At 61.1% G+C, this 16,530-nt stretch carries 13 protein-coding genes; 6 read left to right on the top strand and 7 right to left on the bottom strand.

The genetic code is table 11. The features are described from left to right. The first annotated feature begins 41 nt into the window (after positions 1-41). The 3 genes from rnd to AB6803_RS13495 all read left to right on the top strand — a co-directional run bounded on the left by rnd (position 42) and on the right by AB6803_RS13495 (position 3,890). On the top strand, positions 42-1,187 hold the full coding sequence (rnd, locus tag AB6803_RS13505; RefSeq protein WP_012651204.1) for a ribonuclease D: 1,146 nt from the start codon (positions 42-44) through the stop codon (positions 1,185-1,187). Between the two features lie 151 nt (positions 1,188-1,338). Next, positions 1,339-2,391 (top strand): adenylate/guanylate cyclase domain-containing protein, encoded by a 1,053-nt coding sequence (locus AB6803_RS13500; protein ID WP_371109366.1) that lies wholly within the window; start codon positions 1,339-1,341, stop codon positions 2,389-2,391. A 140-nt stretch (positions 2,392-2,531) separates the two neighbouring features. Continuing rightward, positions 2,532-3,890, top strand: a complete 1,359-nt coding sequence (locus AB6803_RS13495) for an esterase-like activity of phytase family protein (protein WP_371109526.1) — start codon at positions 2,532-2,534, stop codon at positions 3,888-3,890. Between the two features lie 34 nt (positions 3,891-3,924). On the opposite strand, the gene ppx is transcribed toward AB6803_RS13495, so the two are convergent. The 4 genes from ppx to AB6803_RS13475 form a co-directional block, all read right to left on the bottom strand. Further along, entirely contained in the window at positions 3,925-5,445 is a 1,521-nt protein-coding gene (ppx, locus tag AB6803_RS13490; protein ID WP_371109365.1) for an exopolyphosphatase, read from the bottom strand. A 10-nt stretch (positions 5,446-5,455) separates the two neighbouring features. Next, positions 5,456-7,657 carry an RNA degradosome polyphosphate kinase gene (locus AB6803_RS13485; protein WP_371109364.1) on the bottom strand — a complete coding sequence of 734 codons (2,202 nt, stop codon included), beginning with the start codon at positions 7,655-7,657 and terminating at the stop codon, positions 5,456-5,458. Positions 7,658-7,732: 75 nt separating this feature from the next. Continuing rightward, the gene (hdaA, locus tag AB6803_RS13480) at positions 7,733-8,446 is read right to left on the bottom strand and encodes a DnaA regulatory inactivator HdaA (protein ID WP_371109363.1); all 714 of its coding nucleotides are present in this window, start codon (positions 8,444-8,446) and stop codon (positions 7,733-7,735) included. Positions 8,447-8,448: 2 nt separating this feature from the next. Continuing rightward, a complete protein-coding gene (locus tag AB6803_RS13475; RefSeq protein WP_371109362.1) occupies positions 8,449-9,579 on the bottom strand; it encodes an AI-2E family transporter in 1,131 nt (376 codons plus the stop codon). Between the two features lie 223 nt (positions 9,580-9,802). On the opposite strand from AB6803_RS13475, the gene purM reads away from it, so the two are divergent. Continuing rightward, entirely contained in the window at positions 9,803-10,876 is a 1,074-nt protein-coding gene (gene purM / locus AB6803_RS13470) for a phosphoribosylformylglycinamidine cyclo-ligase (protein WP_371109361.1), read from the top strand. Then, positions 10,873-11,550 (top strand): phosphoribosylglycinamide formyltransferase, encoded by a 678-nt coding sequence (gene purN / locus AB6803_RS13465; RefSeq protein WP_371109360.1) that lies wholly within the window; start codon positions 10,873-10,875, stop codon positions 11,548-11,550. Before purM ends, purN begins: the two co-directional genes overlap by 4 nt. A 12-nt stretch (positions 11,551-11,562) precedes the next feature. On the opposite strand, the gene AB6803_RS13460 is transcribed toward purN, so the two are convergent. The 3 genes from AB6803_RS13460 to AB6803_RS13450 all read right to left on the bottom strand — a co-directional run bounded on the left by AB6803_RS13460 (position 11,563) and on the right by AB6803_RS13450 (position 15,596). Further along, positions 11,563-12,732, bottom strand: a complete 1,170-nt coding sequence (locus tag AB6803_RS13460; protein WP_371109359.1) for an alpha-D-ribose 1-methylphosphonate 5-triphosphate diphosphatase — start codon at positions 12,730-12,732, stop codon at positions 11,563-11,565. A gap of 150 nt (positions 12,733-12,882) precedes the next feature. Continuing rightward, positions 12,883-13,476 (bottom strand): NUDIX domain-containing protein, encoded by a 594-nt coding sequence (locus AB6803_RS13455; RefSeq protein ID WP_371109358.1) that lies wholly within the window; start codon positions 13,474-13,476, stop codon positions 12,883-12,885. Next, complete coding sequence (locus AB6803_RS13450; RefSeq protein ID WP_371109525.1) at positions 13,473-15,596, bottom strand: molybdopterin-dependent oxidoreductase; 2,124 nt, start codon at positions 15,594-15,596, stop codon at positions 13,473-13,475. Before AB6803_RS13450 ends, AB6803_RS13455 begins: the two co-directional genes overlap by 4 nt. Positions 15,597-15,677: 81 nt before the next feature. Here AB6803_RS13450 and AB6803_RS13445 point away from each other — a divergent pair, with 81 nt between their 5' ends. Further along, positions 15,678-16,529, top strand: coding sequence for a 23S rRNA (adenine(2030)-N(6))-methyltransferase RlmJ (locus AB6803_RS13445; protein ID WP_371109357.1), 852 nt, complete (start codon positions 15,678-15,680; stop codon positions 16,527-16,529). Position 16,530: the final 1 nt, after the last annotated feature.

Below are 16,530 nucleotides of genomic sequence, written 5' to 3'. Positions count from 1 at the left end.
AAGGAAGATTAACAAACTATTTTACCGATGAATGTGTTGATATGATCGAAACTACCGCCCAGTTGGAGGCGGCCTGCCAAGAGCTGGCCAAGTCAGAATTCATTACCATCGACACCGAATTCCTGCGCGAGACGACATTCTGGCCGGAGCTTTGCCTGATTCAGATGGCAAGCCCGACGACTGAAGTGCTGGTTGATCCGCTGGCCAAGGGCCTAGACCTGAAGCCTTTCTTCGAGCTGATGGCCAATACCGCCGTCATGAAGGTGTTTCATGCTGCCCGCCAGGACATCGAAATCATCTTCAATCGCGGCAATCTCATTCCGCATCCGATCTTCGATACGCAGGTGGCCGCCATGGTCTGCGGCTTCGGCGATTCGGTCTCCTACGACCAGCTGGTCAGCCGCATCAAGAATATCCAGATCGACAAGTCCTCGCGCTTCACCGACTGGAGCCGCCGGCCGCTGTCGGAAAAGCAGCTCGACTATGCGCTCGCCGACGTCACCCATCTTCGCGATGTCTATCTTTCGCTGAAGGAGCAGCTCGAGCGCGAAGGCCGCGCCTCCTGGCTGCTTGAGGAAATGGCGATCCTCGAAGCGCGCGAGACCTACGACTTGCATCCCGACGACGCCTGGCAACGGTTGAAGATGCGGTTGCGCAAGCCGCAGGAACTGGCCGTGCTGAAATATGTAGCCGCCTGGCGCGAACGCGAGGCGCGCGCCCGCAACGTGCCGCGGGCCCGTGTGCTGAAGGACGATGCCATCTACGAAATCGCCCAGCAGCAGCCGAAGGATACGGAAGCGCTCGCCCGCCTACGCACCATCCCCAAGGGCTGGGAGCGTTCCGCCTCGGGAGCAGCCGTGCTGGAAGCAATCAATCAAGCGCTAGCACTACCCAAGGCCGACATGCCTCACGCACCACGTCATCAGCAAGCCCCCGAAGGCACGGCTGCCGCCGCCGAACTGCTGAAAGTTCTGCTGAAGCTCACCGCCGAAAAGCACGGCGTCGCTCCGAAGGTCATCGCCAACAGCGAAGATCTCGACAAGATCGCCGCTGAAGGCGAGAAGGCCGAGGTGGCCGCCCTTACCGGCTGGCGGCGCGATCTCTTCGGCGAGACGGCGCTACAGCTCATCCAGGGCCAGGTCGCCTTGCGCTTTGTCGGCAAACGGGTCGAAACAGTCGCCCTGTAACCACGGTGCACTCTTTTCTGGTCGCAACCACGAATGCGCCGTAAATCTCTTGGAATGAACGCTTGGCGTTATCATATCCTTGATGACGCAGAGTCTTTGCCGAAACGCTCTGATTTTGGCAGTATACGTCATCTCTGGGTGGGCCGACCGAATGGGAACGTTCCCTTCAATACGTAACTGGATCCTGACGGTACTCTTCGTCGCCGGAAGCGGCGTTGCCTATGGCAAGATGTTTTTCCCGGAAACGCCAATGTACATCGGCGCAGTCTTCGCAGTGTTCACCGGCATGCCGCTGCTGGCCTTCGAACGCCGCATGATCCTACCGCGCCTGAACGACTGGATGCATCGCCTGCCCACGCCAGCCTTCATCGCCTCCGCGCTCATTGTCGATTTCGCCATTATCGCTACCGGCTTTGCGATCGCCGGTAGCCTGATGAAATCCGCGGGGCTGATAAACGGCTCCTGGGCCGACGTCACGTTGCTGCAGTTCGACGTTTATCTCTATGCCGTGGCGGTGACCGCCGTAGTCATCTTTATCGGGCGCGTTCGGGAATTGCTCGGCCGCGACGTCTTTCTCAGCCTGTTGACCGGCCGCTATCGCAATCCGGTGCAGGAAGAGCGCGTGTTTTTGTTCATAGATCTCGTCGGGTCGACAGCGTTTGCCGAAGAGCATGGCGACCTGAAGGCGCAGGAATTCCTTGGCTCGCTGTTCAGCGCCTTCGCGGAGCCGGTGCGGCGGTATAAGGGCGCGATCGACGACTATATCGGCGATGCGGCCATCATCACTTGGCCGCTCGAACGGGGAATAAAGGATGCCCGCTGCGTGCGCTGCGTTTTCGATATTCTCGCCGACATCGAGGCAAACTCGGAGAAATGGCTGAAATCCTACGGCCGGGTGCCGCGCCTTCGGGCAGCGCTACACGGGGGGAATATCGTCACCGCAGAAATCGGCGTCGATCATCACAAGATCGCCTATTTCGGCGACACGGTAAACACTACGGCGAGGCTGGAATCCTTTTGCAAGACACTGGAACGTCAGGTGCTTATCTCGACCGACCTCGCGCGGCAGCTGGAGCTTCCCGACGGGATCATCAAGGAAGATCTCGGCGACCATGCCGTTCGCGGTCGCGACCAGACACTTGGCGTCATTGCCCTGCATATGCAAAGGCGTGCAGTGCCGCAGGCCGCAATTGGTGCGCAGTAGGTGTCTCCGTCAGGTGCCAACGCCCTACAGCCTATGAGTTGTGCACAGTCACCAAAGCTTCACCTAAGCGTTAATTCGCCGACATAACTCGCCTGCTAAGCGAGGGTTATCTTGCCAACCCAAGCTAACAAGGTGACATGATGACCCGAATTCTTTTCGCTTCCACGGCACTTTTTGTTCTAATGGCCGCCTCGGCCCAAGCCGATGAGCAGCAGTTTCCCGCCAAGCTGACCTCGCAGGCTATTCTTCCGGCCAATACCATAGTCGCAGCACCCGCCGATGCACCCGACTTCCTGAAGACCTCCGGCAAGTTCACCACGCCGGACCGCAAGCGCACCGAGGCCCTCGGCACAGTACCAGGCAAGGACGGCGCCCGCGTGACCGATCTGAAGCTACCTTTCGACGGGCAGCCGATCCAGGGCTTCTCCGGCATCAAGGCGATGCCCGACGGCAGCTTCTGGACGCTGTCGGACAACGGCTTCGGCTCCAAGCAGAATTCCAGCGATGCCATGCTGTTCCTCCACCAGCTCAAGTTCGACTGGGACAATGGCAAGGTGGACGTCGTCAAGAACCTGTTCCTCTCCGATCCGAACAAGAAGGCTCCCTTCCCGATCGTTCTTGAAGGCTCGAATACGCGGCATCTGACGGGCGCCGATTTCGACATCGAATCGATCCAGCCCGTCGCCGACGGCTTCTGGATCGGCGATGAATTCGGCCCCTATCTTCTGAAATTCGACACATCGGGCCAGCTGACCGACGTGTTCCCGACCACGCTCGACGGCAAGCCGGTGATGTCTCCCGACAACGCCCTGCTGCAGCTTCCGGGTAACCCGACGCTGAAGATGCCGGTCTTCAACCTGAAGCGTTCCGGCGGCTTCGAAGGTCTCGCTTTGTCCAAGGACGGCTCCAAGCTTTATGGCCTGCTGGAAGGCGCACTCTACAAGGACGACGGTCAGATGGAGAGTGTCGACGGCCACACCGCCATCCGCGTCATCGAATTCGATGTCGCCTCGAAAAGCTGGACCGGCCGCAGCTGGCTCTATCCTTTCGCCGACAAGGGCGTATCGATCGGCGATTTCAACATGCTGGACGACAAGACCGCCCTGGTGATCGAGCGCGACAACGGCGCCGGCACCAAGGACAAGGCCTGCGCCGACCCCAAGCAGCCGAAGCCGGATTGCTTCGAGGCGCCGGCAGAGTTGAAGCGCGTCTACAAGATAGAATTCAGCGACGCCAATGTCGGCAAGGCCGCGCGCAAGATCGGCTATATCGACCTGCTGCGGATCGAAGATCCGGACCACAAGCGCCGCCAGGGCGGCGGTGACGGCTTCTACGACATGCCGTTCGTCACTATCGAAAATGTCGACCGTGTCGATGCCACCCACATCATCATCGGCAACGACAACAACCTGCCCTTCTCAGCCGGTCGTGCCGTCAACAAGGCCGATGATAACGAGTTCAGCATTCTCGAGGTCGGTGATTTCCTGAACGCGAAGTAAGAAACCTGCCTTCTCCCCCCGGGGAGAAGGCTTTCTATTCGAACCGGAATGCCAACCGCCGGTTCGTCAGCTTTGCGAGCTGCTGCAAGCGCCCATCCAGCCGCTCGCCCGCGAAATCGTGATATTCGGCCGGGACGACGAATTCGAGGTCCAGATCCGGGCTCGACGAGCGACGGATCGACAGATTGCGCACGATGCCCGGCATCGAGGCCGAAAACAGATAGACGACGCGCAAAAGGCCGCCGAGCAGCTTGGCACGCTCGATGAGCTGCGGCGTGGCAATGGTTGCCAGGGGCTCGGTGGCGCCGTCGTCGTGCAGGCCTTCAAAACGATAGTAATTGGCAAGTGCGATGAAGGCACGGCCGGCATGGGTGATGCCGACGAAGGACGTGTGTGCGATGATGTTCAGCGCCTGCAGGCCGCGGTAATCGGGATGGGCACGCCAGCTGATATCGGCAAGCAGGCAGGCGGCCTGGCGATAGCGGCTCTCTTCCTCTGTCTCTGTGATACCGAAGAATGGCATCATGCGGCCGGTCCATTCGGCAAGCTCGCGGGCATGCTCCGGCGAGCGGGCACGCAGGATGGCAAGTTCGCCCGCCGCCGTCAGCAGCGGATCGCTGTTGCGCTCCGCCTCGGTCAGCAACGAATAGAGATAGCCTTCGCGCACGCCCTGGGCCGAGAATGTCACGACCGATGGCTTCATGGCCGCCAGCACTTCCCGCATCGCCACCGCACCGAAGGGCAACAGCGAGCGGCGGTGCTTGGAAATCGACAGGAATGCTGGATCCTTCATTTCCTTGGCTTCACCGATCTGATCGAGGAAGCGCACCATCTCGTCGAGAGGCACTTCATAGCCCTGCATCATGTGCAGCGGATATTTGCGGATTTCCATGTGCAGCTTGGCGATGTTTCGCCAGGTGCCGCCGACCGCGTAGAAAGTACGTCCTTCGCCCTGGCTGAGCAGCTTCGCCGTCTTCACATGCTTGCGGGCAAAGCTGCGGGCTTTCTCGATCGAGCCATTGGCATATTCCGACAATCTCAGGCCGCCAAGCGGCAAGGTAATGCCCTTACCAATCTCCCGGTCCTTGATGTCGATCAACTCCAACGAACCGCCGCCGAGATCGCCGGCGATACCGTCCGGATGGAAAAAACCACTGATGATGCCGAGCGCTGAAAAACGGGCTTCTTCCTCGCCCGACAGCACGCGTACTTTCCGCTGCAGGATCGTCTCGGCCTTGTGGATGAATTCAGGACCGTTGCTCGCCTCGCGGGCGGCAGCCGTCGCCAGGACATAGATGGTCGATGCGCGCGCCTGGTCGGACAGCGCCTTGAACCGGTGCAGGGCGGCGAGAGCGCGTGCGACGCTCTCCTCATCCATCTTTCCGGTCAAGGCTATGCCCTTGCCGAGGCCGCACAGCACCTTTTCGTTGAAAAGAATGGTCGGCGACCGCGAATGGCCTTCATAGACGACAAGACGAACGGAGTTCGACCCGATATCGACAACGGAGACCGGGGCTATACCGGGAAGGCGCCCCTGGGCTTCTGATTCAACCATGCAGGTCCAGTTATTTCTTGCGGCCCGACAACAGCCCGGCGATCAGTTTCGGCGCACTGGATTTCAGCGATTCACCACGGCCGGACAGGCTGGGATTGGTCATGAAATACTGCTGCGCGTTGAACGGCTCTTTCCCCGCGCGCACCTCAGTACGCCTCGAAGTACCGTCCGGCAATATCTCGTAGCTCTGCTGATTGTCAATGATGTTGCCCAGCATGATCTGTGAAAGAACCTGCTCGTGCACGGTCTTGTTGGTCAGCGGCACGAGAGTTTCGACACGCCGGTCGAGGTTTCTCGGCATCATGTCGGCCGAGCCGATATAGACCAGCGCCTTGTCCGACGGCAGGCCATGGCCATTGCCGAAGCAGAAGATGCGGCTGTGCTCGAGGAAGCGGCCGATGATCGACTTGACGCGGATATTTTCGGACAGACCTTGCACCTGAGGACGCAGGCAGCAGATGCCGCGTATGACGAGATCAATCTCGACGCCGGCATTGCTGGCGCGATAAAGCGCATCGATGATGTCGGGATCAACCAGCGAATTCATCTTCATCCAGATCGCCGCCGGCTTGCCGCTCTTGGCGTGCTCGATTTCCTCCTCGATGTGCTGGAGGATGCGCGGGCGCAGCGTATAGGGCGAAACGGCAATCTTCGTGCTCGGCTCCGGCTCGCCATAGCCGGTGATAAAGTTGAAGATGTTCGCCATGTCGTGGGCGATCTTCGGGTCGCAGGTGAAGTAGGACAAGTCCGTATAGATCTTGGCAGTGATCGGGTGGTAGTTGCCGGTACCGAGATGGCAATAGGTGCGCAGCTTGCCGTCCTCGCGGCGTACGACCATCGACATCTTCGAATGCGTCTTGAGTTCGATAAAGCCGAAGACGACCTGCACACCGGCACGCTCCAGATCTCGCGCCCAGCGGATGTTGGCTTCTTCGTCGAAGCGGGCCTTGAGCTCGACCAGCGCCGTTACCGATTTGCCGAGATCCGCGGCGTCGATCAACGCACGCACGATCGGGCTGTCATTGGAGGTGCGGTAAAGCGTCTGCTTTATCGCCAGGACGTCAGGATCGCGCGCAGCCTGAATCAGGAACTGGACCACCACGTCGAAAGATTCGTAAGGATGGTGGACCACCATGTCCTTTTCGCGGATGGCGGCAAAGCAGTCGCCGGCATGTTCGCGGACGCGCTCAGGAAATCGCGCATTGTAGGGCTCGAAGCGCAGATCGTCGCGCGGAGCCTTGCAGATCTCGGACAGGGTGTTGAGCGCCAGCAGGCCTGGCAGAACGGCGATGCGGTTTTCCGGTACGTTCAGCGATTCCACCACGAACTGGCGCAGTTCGAGCGGCATCTCCGAGTCGGTTTCGATGCGGATCACCGAACCACGACGGCGGCGCTTCAGCGCCGTCTCGAAGAAGCGCACCAGATCTTCGGCTTCTTCCTCGACTTCGATATCGCTGTCGCGGATGAGGCGGAAGGTACCCGAACCCTGCACCTCATAGCCGGGATAGAGCCGCTGAATGAAGATGTTCACGACATCTTCGAGCGTGATGTAGCGAATGACGTTGCTGGCGTCCGGCAGGCGAACGAAACGGTCGAGCGCCGGCGGCAGGCGCAGAAGCGCTGTCATCGGCTCGCGGCCGTTCATGCTGTTCAGCTGCAGCGCGATCGAAAAGCCGAGGTTCGGAATAAACGGGAAAGGATGCGCCGGATCGATGGAGAGCGGCGTCAGGACCGGGAAGATCGCCTGTTCGAATTCATTGGCGAGCCAGACCCGGTCGGCCTCGGACAGAGCCGGCGGGCGGACGATCAGAATGTCTTCCTTGGCAAGATATTGCTGCAGCACGGCAAGCGATGCCTGCTGCTCCATCTGCAGGTTGTCGATCTCGCGCAGGATGTCGTCGAGCTGTTCGGCGGGCGTCTTGCCATCCGGCGTACGCACCAGGATCTTCTGGCGAACCTGGCCCTCGAGGCCGGCGACGCGCACCATGAAGAATTCATCGAGGTTGGCGGCAGAAATTGAGAGGAAGCGGATGCGCTCCAGCAGCGGATGCGCCGTGTTCAGCGTTTCCTCGAGGACGCGGCGATTGAACTGCAGCCAGGAGAATTCACGATTGATGAAGCGTTCGGGGCTGCTCAGCAGCTCGTTGATCGGCGGCGCTGCCTCCGTGGCCTGCTGGTTGGCGTCCTGCTGTTCCGTTACTGCCGAGTCCATGTTCCACCTACCCTCATCTGAGACCTTGCCACGTATAGCAGTTTGACGACGGAACTGTGACAGTTCACCTGCCGCTCAATCTGCCGGATCGGAATTACCCAATTCATTCAAGACTTCAGCGGCCAGTATGCGTGTAATTCTCGTGCCGCGGCTAAGCGCCAGCCGGTCCAGCCGGTCGACGATCAACTGCGCGGCATTCAGGGACCGCTCCATCCGGTTGACGATATAGAGGACAAGTTTGTCATCGATATAAAGCTGCCGGTCGGCAAAGAGCTTTACGATCACCTGTGACAATAATTCTTCATCCGGCTCGCCGATCTCGACGACGGTCGCCGCTTTCAGCCGCGAACGCAGGTCTGGCAGCGTCACCGGCCAGGACATCGGCCAGAGCCTGCTCGTCATCAGCAGGCCCGTGCCGTTTTCCCGGACGCTGTTGATGACGTGGAAAAGTTCGGTGTCGTCGAAGCCCACGCGATCGACGTCTTCGAAAATGACCGGTCCATGGGCTGCTATGACGGCTGCGTCCGAGCCGGCCTTCGGATGGATCGGGACAGCGCCGCTTCTCTCGCACCAGATGCTGGCAAGATGCGATTTTCCAGAACCGACCGGGCCGGCGAGAATGACCACCGGCGACGGCCAGTGCGGCCAGGAATCGACGATCTTCACCGCCGCGCTCAAGGGATCGGCGACCAGCAGGTCGTCGCGGCCGCTGGCGGCGTCATGGGTAAAGGCCAAGGGTAGCTGTTCGGCGGGCTTGCGCCTCAAATCAGCGTTCTTCACATCGGTCATGTCTAGTTTTTCTCAGGATTGCCGGCCTTGGCTCTACGCGCCTTGTCGGCTTCCGAGTGTCCATAATAAAGGTCGCTCTGAAGGTACCGCGAAAGGGCAAAGCGAACAAGCACGCCGCAGGCGGCCGCAGCCGGAACGGCGACCAGCAGGCCGACGAAACCGAAGAGCGCACCGAAGGCGAAAAGCGCGAACATCAGCCAGACCGGATGCAGGCCGACGCTTTCGCCGACGAGCTTCGGCTGCAGCACATTGCCTTCCAGGAACTGGCCGGTGAAGAAGACGGCGAGCGTGAGGCCGACCCAGATATAATCCGGCCAAAACTGCACCAGCGCGACACTGACCGCGATGAACAGGCCGACCAGCGAGCCGACATAGGGAATGAAGCTGATCATGCCGGCGAAGAGGCCGATCAACAGGCCAAAATTCAGGCCGACCAGCGACAGCCCAACGCCGTAATAGATGCCCAGAATGATGCAGAGCGAGCCCTGGCCGCGGATGAAGCCGGCAATCGACTGATCGATCTCGGTGGCAATCTGACGGACGGTGGTGACGTGATCGCGCGGCACCCAGGCATCGACCTTGGCAATCATGCGATCCCAGTCGAGCAGCATATAGAAAGCGACGACGGGGGTGACGACCATCAGCGAGAGGATGTTGACCAGCGCCTTACCGGAACTCCAGATCTGCGCGAACAGACCGCCGACGAAGCTCAGCCCGTCCGACATGATGTTGGAGAAATTGTCCTTGAGGACGCCGAGCTGGTTGCGGATCCAGTCGGGCAGCACCATCGTCTGCGCCTTGGCGATGAGCTGCTGCAGCTGCTGCACATAGCCCGGTATGTGCTGGACGAAATCATTGAACTGATTGATGATGATCGGGATGACGATCGTCAGCGCCAGCGCAAAGAACAGCACGAAGGCAACGAGGATCACCACCGTCGCCATCAGGCGGCTGAGGCCGATCCTTTGCAGCCGGTCGGCAACCGGATCGAGGAAATACGCAACCGCCATGCCGGCTATGAACGGCAAGAGGATCGAGCTGAACAGGTAGAGAAAGACAATGAAGATGACGAGCACGACCAGCCAGAAGGTGACCTGACGCTTGAGGCTCGTCCCGCTGACTTGTTGCTTCATCGTCGTCCCCACTGCTCGCCGCCCTGCTGTCGCTCGCTTAGGACATAGGATGACGCCGCAATTATGGTCAAGCCTGTGGCCGGAAATCGGCCTTCAAGCACTGTGAAGCGGGGAAAATCGAGGGTTTGCCTATGTTAGCGCCTTGCATAAAGGCCCACGTCATGCAATGGCGACCCGATCAAGGCCCTGTCGCGATTGAAGGGCGGCCATTGGAGGCGTAAGCATGAGCCAGTCTGGAAAAAACGGTCTGACCTATAGCGACGCGGGCGTCGATATCGATGCCGGCAACCTGCTGGTCGAAAAAATCAAGCCCGCCGTGCGCTCCACGCGCCGTCCCGGCGCCGACGGCGAAATCGGCGGCTTCGGCGGCCTCTTCGACCTGAAGGCCGCGGGCTTCACCGATCCGGTGCTGGTCGCCGCCAATGACGGCGTCGGCACCAAGCTGAAGATCGCCATCGACGCCGACTATCACGACACCGTCGGCATCGATCTCGTTGCAATGTGCGTCAACGACCTCGTCGTCCAGGGCGCAGAGCCGCTGTTCTTTCTCGACTACTTCGCCACCGGCAAGCTCGACCCCGACCAGGGTGCGGCGATCGTCGGCGGCATTGCAGCCGGCTGCCGCGAGGCGGGCTGTGCATTGATCGGCGGCGAAACCGCGGAAATGCCGGGCATGTATTCCGACGGCGATTACGATCTCGCCGGGTTTGCCGTGGGTGCGGCCGAACGCGGCCAGCTTCTTCCCTCCGGCGACATCGCCGAGGGTGACGTCATTCTCGGCCTCGCCTCCTCCGGCGTTCATTCCAACGGCTTCTCGCTGGTGCGCAAGATCGTCGATCTCTCCGGCCTCGCCTGGGACGCGCCGGCTCCCTTCGCGGAGGGCAAGGCGCTGGGTGAAGCCCTGCTGACGCCGACCCGCATCTATGTGAAGCCGCTTCTGAAGGCGATCCGCGAGACCCATGCCATCAAGGCGCTCGCCCATATTACCGGCGGCGGCTTTCCGGAAAACATTCCGCGCGTATTGCCGAAGCATCTTGCCGCCGAGATCGATCTGACCGCCGTCAAGGTGCCCCCGGTATTCTCGTGGCTTGCCAAGACCGGCGGCGTCGAGGCCAAGGAAATGCTGCGCACCTTCAATTGCGGCATCGGCATGATCGCTGTCGTTGCCGTCGAAAATGTCGACACCGTCAAGGCGGCGCTTGAAGCCGAAGGCGAATCCATCGTCACGCTCGGCCGCATGATCGCTCGCGACGAAGGCGCTGCCGGCACCGTCTACAAGGGTACGCTGGCAATATGAGTTCGGCCCGCAAACGCGTCGTCGTCTTCATCTCGGGCAGTGGCTCCAACATGATGGCGCTGGTCAGGGCGGCTGCGGCTTCAGATTATCCGGCGGAAATCGTCGCCGTAATTTCCGACAAGGCGGATGCCGGCGGGCTGGCGAAGGCCGCCGCCGAGGGCATTGCCACCTATGCCTTCATGCGCAAGGATTTTGCCAGCAAGGACGCGCATGAGGAGGCCATCCTCGCGCAGCTCTCGGCGCTATCGCCCGACATCATCTGCCTTGCCGGCTATATGCGCCTGCTCACCGGCCGCTTCATCCAGAGCTATGAAGGCCGGATCATCAACATCCATCCGTCGCTGCTGCCGCTCTTCCCCGGCCTGCACACGCATCAGCGCGCCATCGACGCCGGCCAGCGGATCGCCGGCTGCACCGTGCATTTCGTCACCGAAGGCATGGATGAGGGTCCGGTGGTCGGCCAGGCGGCCGTGCCGGTGCTCACCGACGACACCGCCGACGCGCTGGCCGCCCGCGTGCTGACGATCGAGCATCAGCTCTATCCACAGTCGCTACGGCTGCTGGCGGAAGGCAAGGTCCGGATGGAAAACGGCAAGGCCATTGCCACGGCAAAGGCACCGGCTGCCGCCGGCCAGCAGATCCTGTCCCTGCTTGGCGACGTCAGCCGGATCTAGTCGGGTTTCCCCTTACGCAGCCATGGCCATCAATGGATGCAGCGTGCCGTCGCTATAGACGACGCGGCCGTTGCGGAAGGTGGCGCGAATGCGGTGAACCGCACCATGCTCAACAGCTACCAGATCGGCCTTCTGCCCCACAGCGATCTCGCCGCGGTCCGTCAGGCCGGCAGAGCGCGCGGCATTTGCCGTCGCCATGGCAACGGCTACGGGCAGTCCGCCGCTGGCAACTTCGGCAATCTTGAAGATTGCCGGTACGAAAGCGGCCGGATGATAGTCGGCGGCGATGATGCCGAGCAGGCCGGCACGGGCAGCGTCAAGCGCGCTCAGATTGCCCGACATGGACTGACCGCGCAGCGCGTTCGGTGCACCCATCAACGTCCAGAGGCCACGACGGTGCGCTTCTTCAGCGGCCGGCAGCGTCACAGGGAATTCGCTGATCGTGACGCCGAGATCATGCATCTCGGCCACCTTCTCGGCGCTGTCGTCGTCATGCGATGCGAGCGACAGCTTGTGCTTCAGAGACAGGCTGACGATGTCGCGCAACTTGCGTTCGATGTCCGGATCCTGCCGCATGGCGATACGGCGAGCGACCACGTCCTCTGCCGCCTCCCGCGACATCGAGCGGCGCTCGGACATGCTGAGGATATAGGCCTCGATATTGTTGTACTGCCCCTGCCCCGGCGTGTGGTCAGTCAGTGACACCATGTCGACGACGCCATCCTCCAGCAGCCGCTCCAGCGTCGGCGCGGCGCCAACATTGGTGATCTCGTAGCGGGCGTGGACGCGATGGTCGATCAGCAGGTGATCGCGCAGGCTGTTGATGCCCTTAATCACCGCCGAAGTGGTCTCCAGCGAGCGCACATGGCCGTAGACGCTTTCCGTGGCGAAGGAGACGGCGGCGTAAGCCGTAGTCACACCGGCGGCGGCAAGCTTCTTGTCGAGTTCGTGGATACCGAAATCGATCGGCATGGTCGCATTCGGGCGCGGTGCGATCTCGCGCTCGATCATATCGCCGTGCAGATCGATAAAACCCGGCATCAGCAACCGTCCACCACCATCAAAGGTCGCATTCGCCACCGGCTCGGCGCGGATTTCGGCGATCACGCCGTCCTCGATGCGAATGGAGCCCTGATCGACGACTTCATTGGGAAGAACGAGCGTGAAATTGCTGAGCCACATCGGCTTTCTCCTGGAATAGCGTCAATTGTTTCGATTTTGTGACAATGGTCCGGACCTATCCGGCGAATGCCTCCCGATAGGCGCAATTCGTGACACAGTGATGAAGGTCGCAGCACTGATCTTGACAGTGCTTGCACCCTTCCAAACGGCCTATCCCAAGCTCGCCCTGTTCAGTGCCGCCCATTGCAGCAACATGACCGTCTTGGCGTCATAGATCTCGCCCGCTTCGATCATCGCCACCGTGTCGGCCAGCCGGACTTCGAGCACCTCGATGTCCTCATGCTCGTCGGCAAGCCCACCGCCATCGGCGATACGATCGGTGGTGTCGACAACGGCCGCGAAGAAATGGATGATTTCGGTGACCGCGCCCGGCGAGGTAAATGTCTTGAAAAGAAACCTGATATCGCGGACCCGGAAACCGGTTTCCTCCATCACCTCGCGGCGGATCGCCTCTTCTGGATGATCGCCATCGAGCAAGCCGGCCGGCACTTCGATCATCCAGGCGGGAAAACCGGTGAGATAGGCAGGCAGGCGGAACTGCCGCACGAGGATGACCGTCTCGCGCTTGGGATCGTAGAGCAGAATGCAGGCGGCCGGCGTGCGGTGATAGATCTCGCGCTTCAGCCGGTGCATCTCGCCGCTGGAATCCGTGTAGTCGATGTCGTAGTTGCTAAGCCGCGTCCATTGATCCGAGAGCGTCTTCTCGCTGACGATCTCGACCTTGGCCTTTTCGAACTTCGTCATCTCGCATCCTTGCGCAGCCAAACCTTGTTGTCGTGAACGGCGGCGCCGCCATAGGGCGCGACAGGATCGGCGCCGGTGAGCACATTGATACCCTCGCCATCCACATGCGCCTTGTTCGGCCACAGGCTCTCGGCGATCAATACGCCGGCTTTTACCTCCGTCGTGATGCGCGCATGGAGCCGGATGTCGCCCCGGATATTGCCGATCTGGACGAGATCGCCATCAATGACGTCAAGTGCTGCGGCGTCCGCCGGATTGATCATCACCTCCGGGCGACCTTCCTTCTGGCGCGAGGTCTTGGTTTCCGCAAAGCTCGAATTCAGGAAGTTGCGTGCCGGCGAAGTCGCAAGCCGGAAGGGATGATCGGGATCGGCGACTTCGATGACATCGACCTGATCGGGAAATTCCGGCAGCTCAATGTGCGGGCCGAGCAAGCCAACGGCTTCCGGCGGGCGATTCGGCGCAGGCTGGTTGACCCAGTCCGGACGGAAACGGAACTTGCCGTCGGGATGGGCAAAACCGTTGAGGAAATGCGCCTCCTCGAAAGCCGGCTGACGGTCGAACCATTTGTGCTCGAGGAAATAATCGTAATCCGGCAGGCCACTATCCGACAGGATACGGTCCACCATTTCGCGTGCGGAAAAACCGAAGCCGGGACGATCGGCGACGCCGAGACGCTTGGCCAGTTCCTCGATGACGAAGAGATTGCTGCGCACGGTCGAAGGCGGCTCGACCAGCTTGGGGCCGAGCAGGATGTGGTTCTGGCCGCCGGCGCGGTAGATATCGTCATGCTCAACGAACATGGTGGCGGGAATGACGATATCGGCCATCTCGGCGGTATCGGTCATGAATTGTTCGTGCACGGCGACGAAGAGGTCGTTGCGGGCAAAACCGCGCTTCACCAGCCGCTGTTCCGGCGCAATGTTCACCGGATTGGTGTTCTGGATCAGCATGGCCGTCACCGGCCCGCGATGGCGCAGCGCCACGGCATCGCCGGTGAGCGCCCGACCGATCTGCGACTGGTCGATCATGCGGATATCCTGATCCAGCATCGACCGACCCGTCAGCTCGCTGCCATCGATGCGGAAGATATCGCTGTTGGAATGGAAGGCACCGCCGCCCTCATATTGCCAGGAGCCGAGCACGGTGGCGATCGACGCCGCCGCATGCATGGCCACGGCACCGTTGCGCTGGCGGGTGAAGCCGTAACCGAGGCGGAAATAGGATTTCTTCGTGGTGCCGACGAGCCTGGCGAATGCTTCGATCTCATCGACCGACAGGCCGGTGATAGCAGCCGCCCATTCCGGCGTCTTCGTCTGCAAATGCGCTTCGAGACCAACGGGATCATCGGCATATCGAGCCATATAGGCGCGGTCGGCATAGCCGTCGCGGAAGGCGACGTGCATGACTGCGCAGGCGAGAGCCGCATCCGTGCCCGGCTTGACGATCAGTGCCAGATCGGCCTGCTTCATCGTCGGATTATCGTAGATATCGATGACGACGATCTTGGCGCCGCGCTCCTTGCGCGACTTCACCGCATGGGTCATCACGTTCACTTGCGTGGCGACCGCATTGGTGCCCCAGATGACGACGCAGTCGGTACGGCCCATTTCGTGAGGATCGGGGCCACGCAGCGTGCCCGTCGCCATGGTGAAGCCGGTCCAGGCGGGGTTGGTGCAGATCGAGGAAAAGAAGCCGGAATAGCGCTTGGCATGGCGCAGGCGATTGATGCTGTCGCGCTGCACCAAGCCCATGGTGCCGGCATAATAATAGGGCCAGACCGCCTCGCTGCCGTCTCTCGCCTCGGCCTTGACGAAGGCATTGGCGATCTCGTCCAGCGCGTCGTCCCAGGAGAGCTCCTGCCAGCGTCCCTCGCCCTTGGCGCCAGCGCGGCGCAGCGGCTTCATCAGCCGATCGGGATGATAAAGCCGCTCGGCGTAACGAGCGACCTTGGCGCAAATGACGCCCGACGTATAGGAATGGTCCCTTGCGCCGCGCACCCGACCGACCTTGCCATCCTCGGTCAGATCGATCTCCAGCGCGCAGGTGGAGGGACAGTCATGGGGACAGGCGGTATGGCCTATCTTGGATTTGGCTGGAATGGGGGTCGCAATGTTCATCGTATTTGTATATTTCAAGCCATGTCCGGCCAAAAGGCATAATCTCGCCCATCGCAACAATTCATACGGACTTCACCGAAAATGAACTATCGGCATATCTACCACGCAGGCAATTTCGCCGATGTGCTCAAGCACGCGGTGCTCGCCCGGCTCGTCCGCTACATGCAGAACAAGGACAAGGCGTTCCGCGTTCTGGATACCCATGCCGGCATCGGGCTCTACGACCTCTCTTCCGAGGAAGCGCAGAAGACCGGCGAATGGCAGGACGGTATCGGCCGGCTTCTCGATGCCGAACTCGTGCCACAGCTCGCCGATCTGCTGGAGCCGTATCTGACCGCCGTTCGCGAGCTCAATCCCGCCGGTGGCCTGCAGTTCTATCCTGGCTCGCCGAAGCTCGCCCGCATGCTGTTCCGTCCGCAGGATCGGCTGTCGGCCATGGAGCTGCACCCCGAGGACTTCCAGCGGCTGCACCGGCTGTTCGAAGGCGACCACCATGCCCGCATCACCGAGCTCGACGGCTGGCTGGCGCTTGGCGCACATCTGCCGCCGAAGGAGAAGCGCGGCATCGTGCTGGTCGATCCGCCCTTCGAGGAAGAGGGCGAATATGAGCGGCTGGCGGATGGCCTTGCCAAAGCCTGGCGCCGTTTTCCCGGCGGCACCTATTGCCTCTGGTATCCGATCAAGAAGGATGCGCCGATCAAGGCCTTCCACGAGACGCTGCAGGCATTGGAGATCCCCAAGGTCCTCTGCGCCGAACTGACGGTCAAGAGCGACCGGGGCTTCACCGGGCTGACAGGCTCCGGCCTCATCATCGTCAACCCGCCCTTCACACTGAAGGACGAACTGCATGCGCTGCTGCCGGCGCTGAAAGATATGCTGGCGCAGGACCGCTTCGCCTCGCAACGGGCCTTCTGGCTGCGCGGCGAACACTGAA

This window comes from Rhizobium sp. RCC_161_2, assembly GCF_041355235.1.
Taxonomy (GTDB): Bacteria; Pseudomonadota; Alphaproteobacteria; order Rhizobiales; family Rhizobiaceae; genus Rhizobium.
The sequence above is the reverse complement of the archived record's forward strand: the minus strand, read 5'-3'. Positions and strand labels throughout refer to the sequence as shown.

Coding starts and splice junctions, on each gene's coding strand:
- rnd (WP_012651204.1), top strand. CDS start 42: ATGATCGAAACTACCGCCCAGTTGGAGGCGGCCTGCCAAGAGCTGGCC.
- AB6803_RS13500 (WP_371109366.1), top strand. CDS start 1,339: ATGGGAACGTTCCCTTCAATACGTAACTGGATCCTGACGGTACTCTTC.
- AB6803_RS13495 (WP_371109526.1), top strand. CDS start 2,532: ATGACCCGAATTCTTTTCGCTTCCACGGCACTTTTTGTTCTAATGGCC.
- ppx (WP_371109365.1), bottom strand. CDS start 5,445: ATGGTTGAATCAGAAGCCCAGGGGCGCCTTCCCGGTATAGCCCCGGTC.
- AB6803_RS13485 (WP_371109364.1), bottom strand. CDS start 7,657: ATGGACTCGGCAGTAACGGAACAGCAGGACGCCAACCAGCAGGCCACG.
- hdaA (WP_371109363.1), bottom strand. CDS start 8,446: ATGACCGATGTGAAGAACGCTGATTTGAGGCGCAAGCCCGCCGAACAG.
- AB6803_RS13475 (WP_371109362.1), bottom strand. CDS start 9,579: ATGAAGCAACAAGTCAGCGGGACGAGCCTCAAGCGTCAGGTCACCTTC.
- purM (WP_371109361.1), top strand. CDS start 9,803: ATGAGCCAGTCTGGAAAAAACGGTCTGACCTATAGCGACGCGGGCGTC.
- purN (WP_371109360.1), top strand. CDS start 10,873: ATGAGTTCGGCCCGCAAACGCGTCGTCGTCTTCATCTCGGGCAGTGGC.
- AB6803_RS13460 (WP_371109359.1), bottom strand. CDS start 12,732: ATGTGGCTCAGCAATTTCACGCTCGTTCTTCCCAATGAAGTCGTCGAT.
- AB6803_RS13455 (WP_371109358.1), bottom strand. CDS start 13,476: ATGACGAAGTTCGAAAAGGCCAAGGTCGAGATCGTCAGCGAGAAGACG.
- AB6803_RS13450 (WP_371109525.1), bottom strand. CDS start 15,596: ATGAACATTGCGACCCCCATTCCAGCCAAATCCAAGATAGGCCATACC.
- AB6803_RS13445 (WP_371109357.1), top strand. CDS start 15,678: ATGAACTATCGGCATATCTACCACGCAGGCAATTTCGCCGATGTGCTC.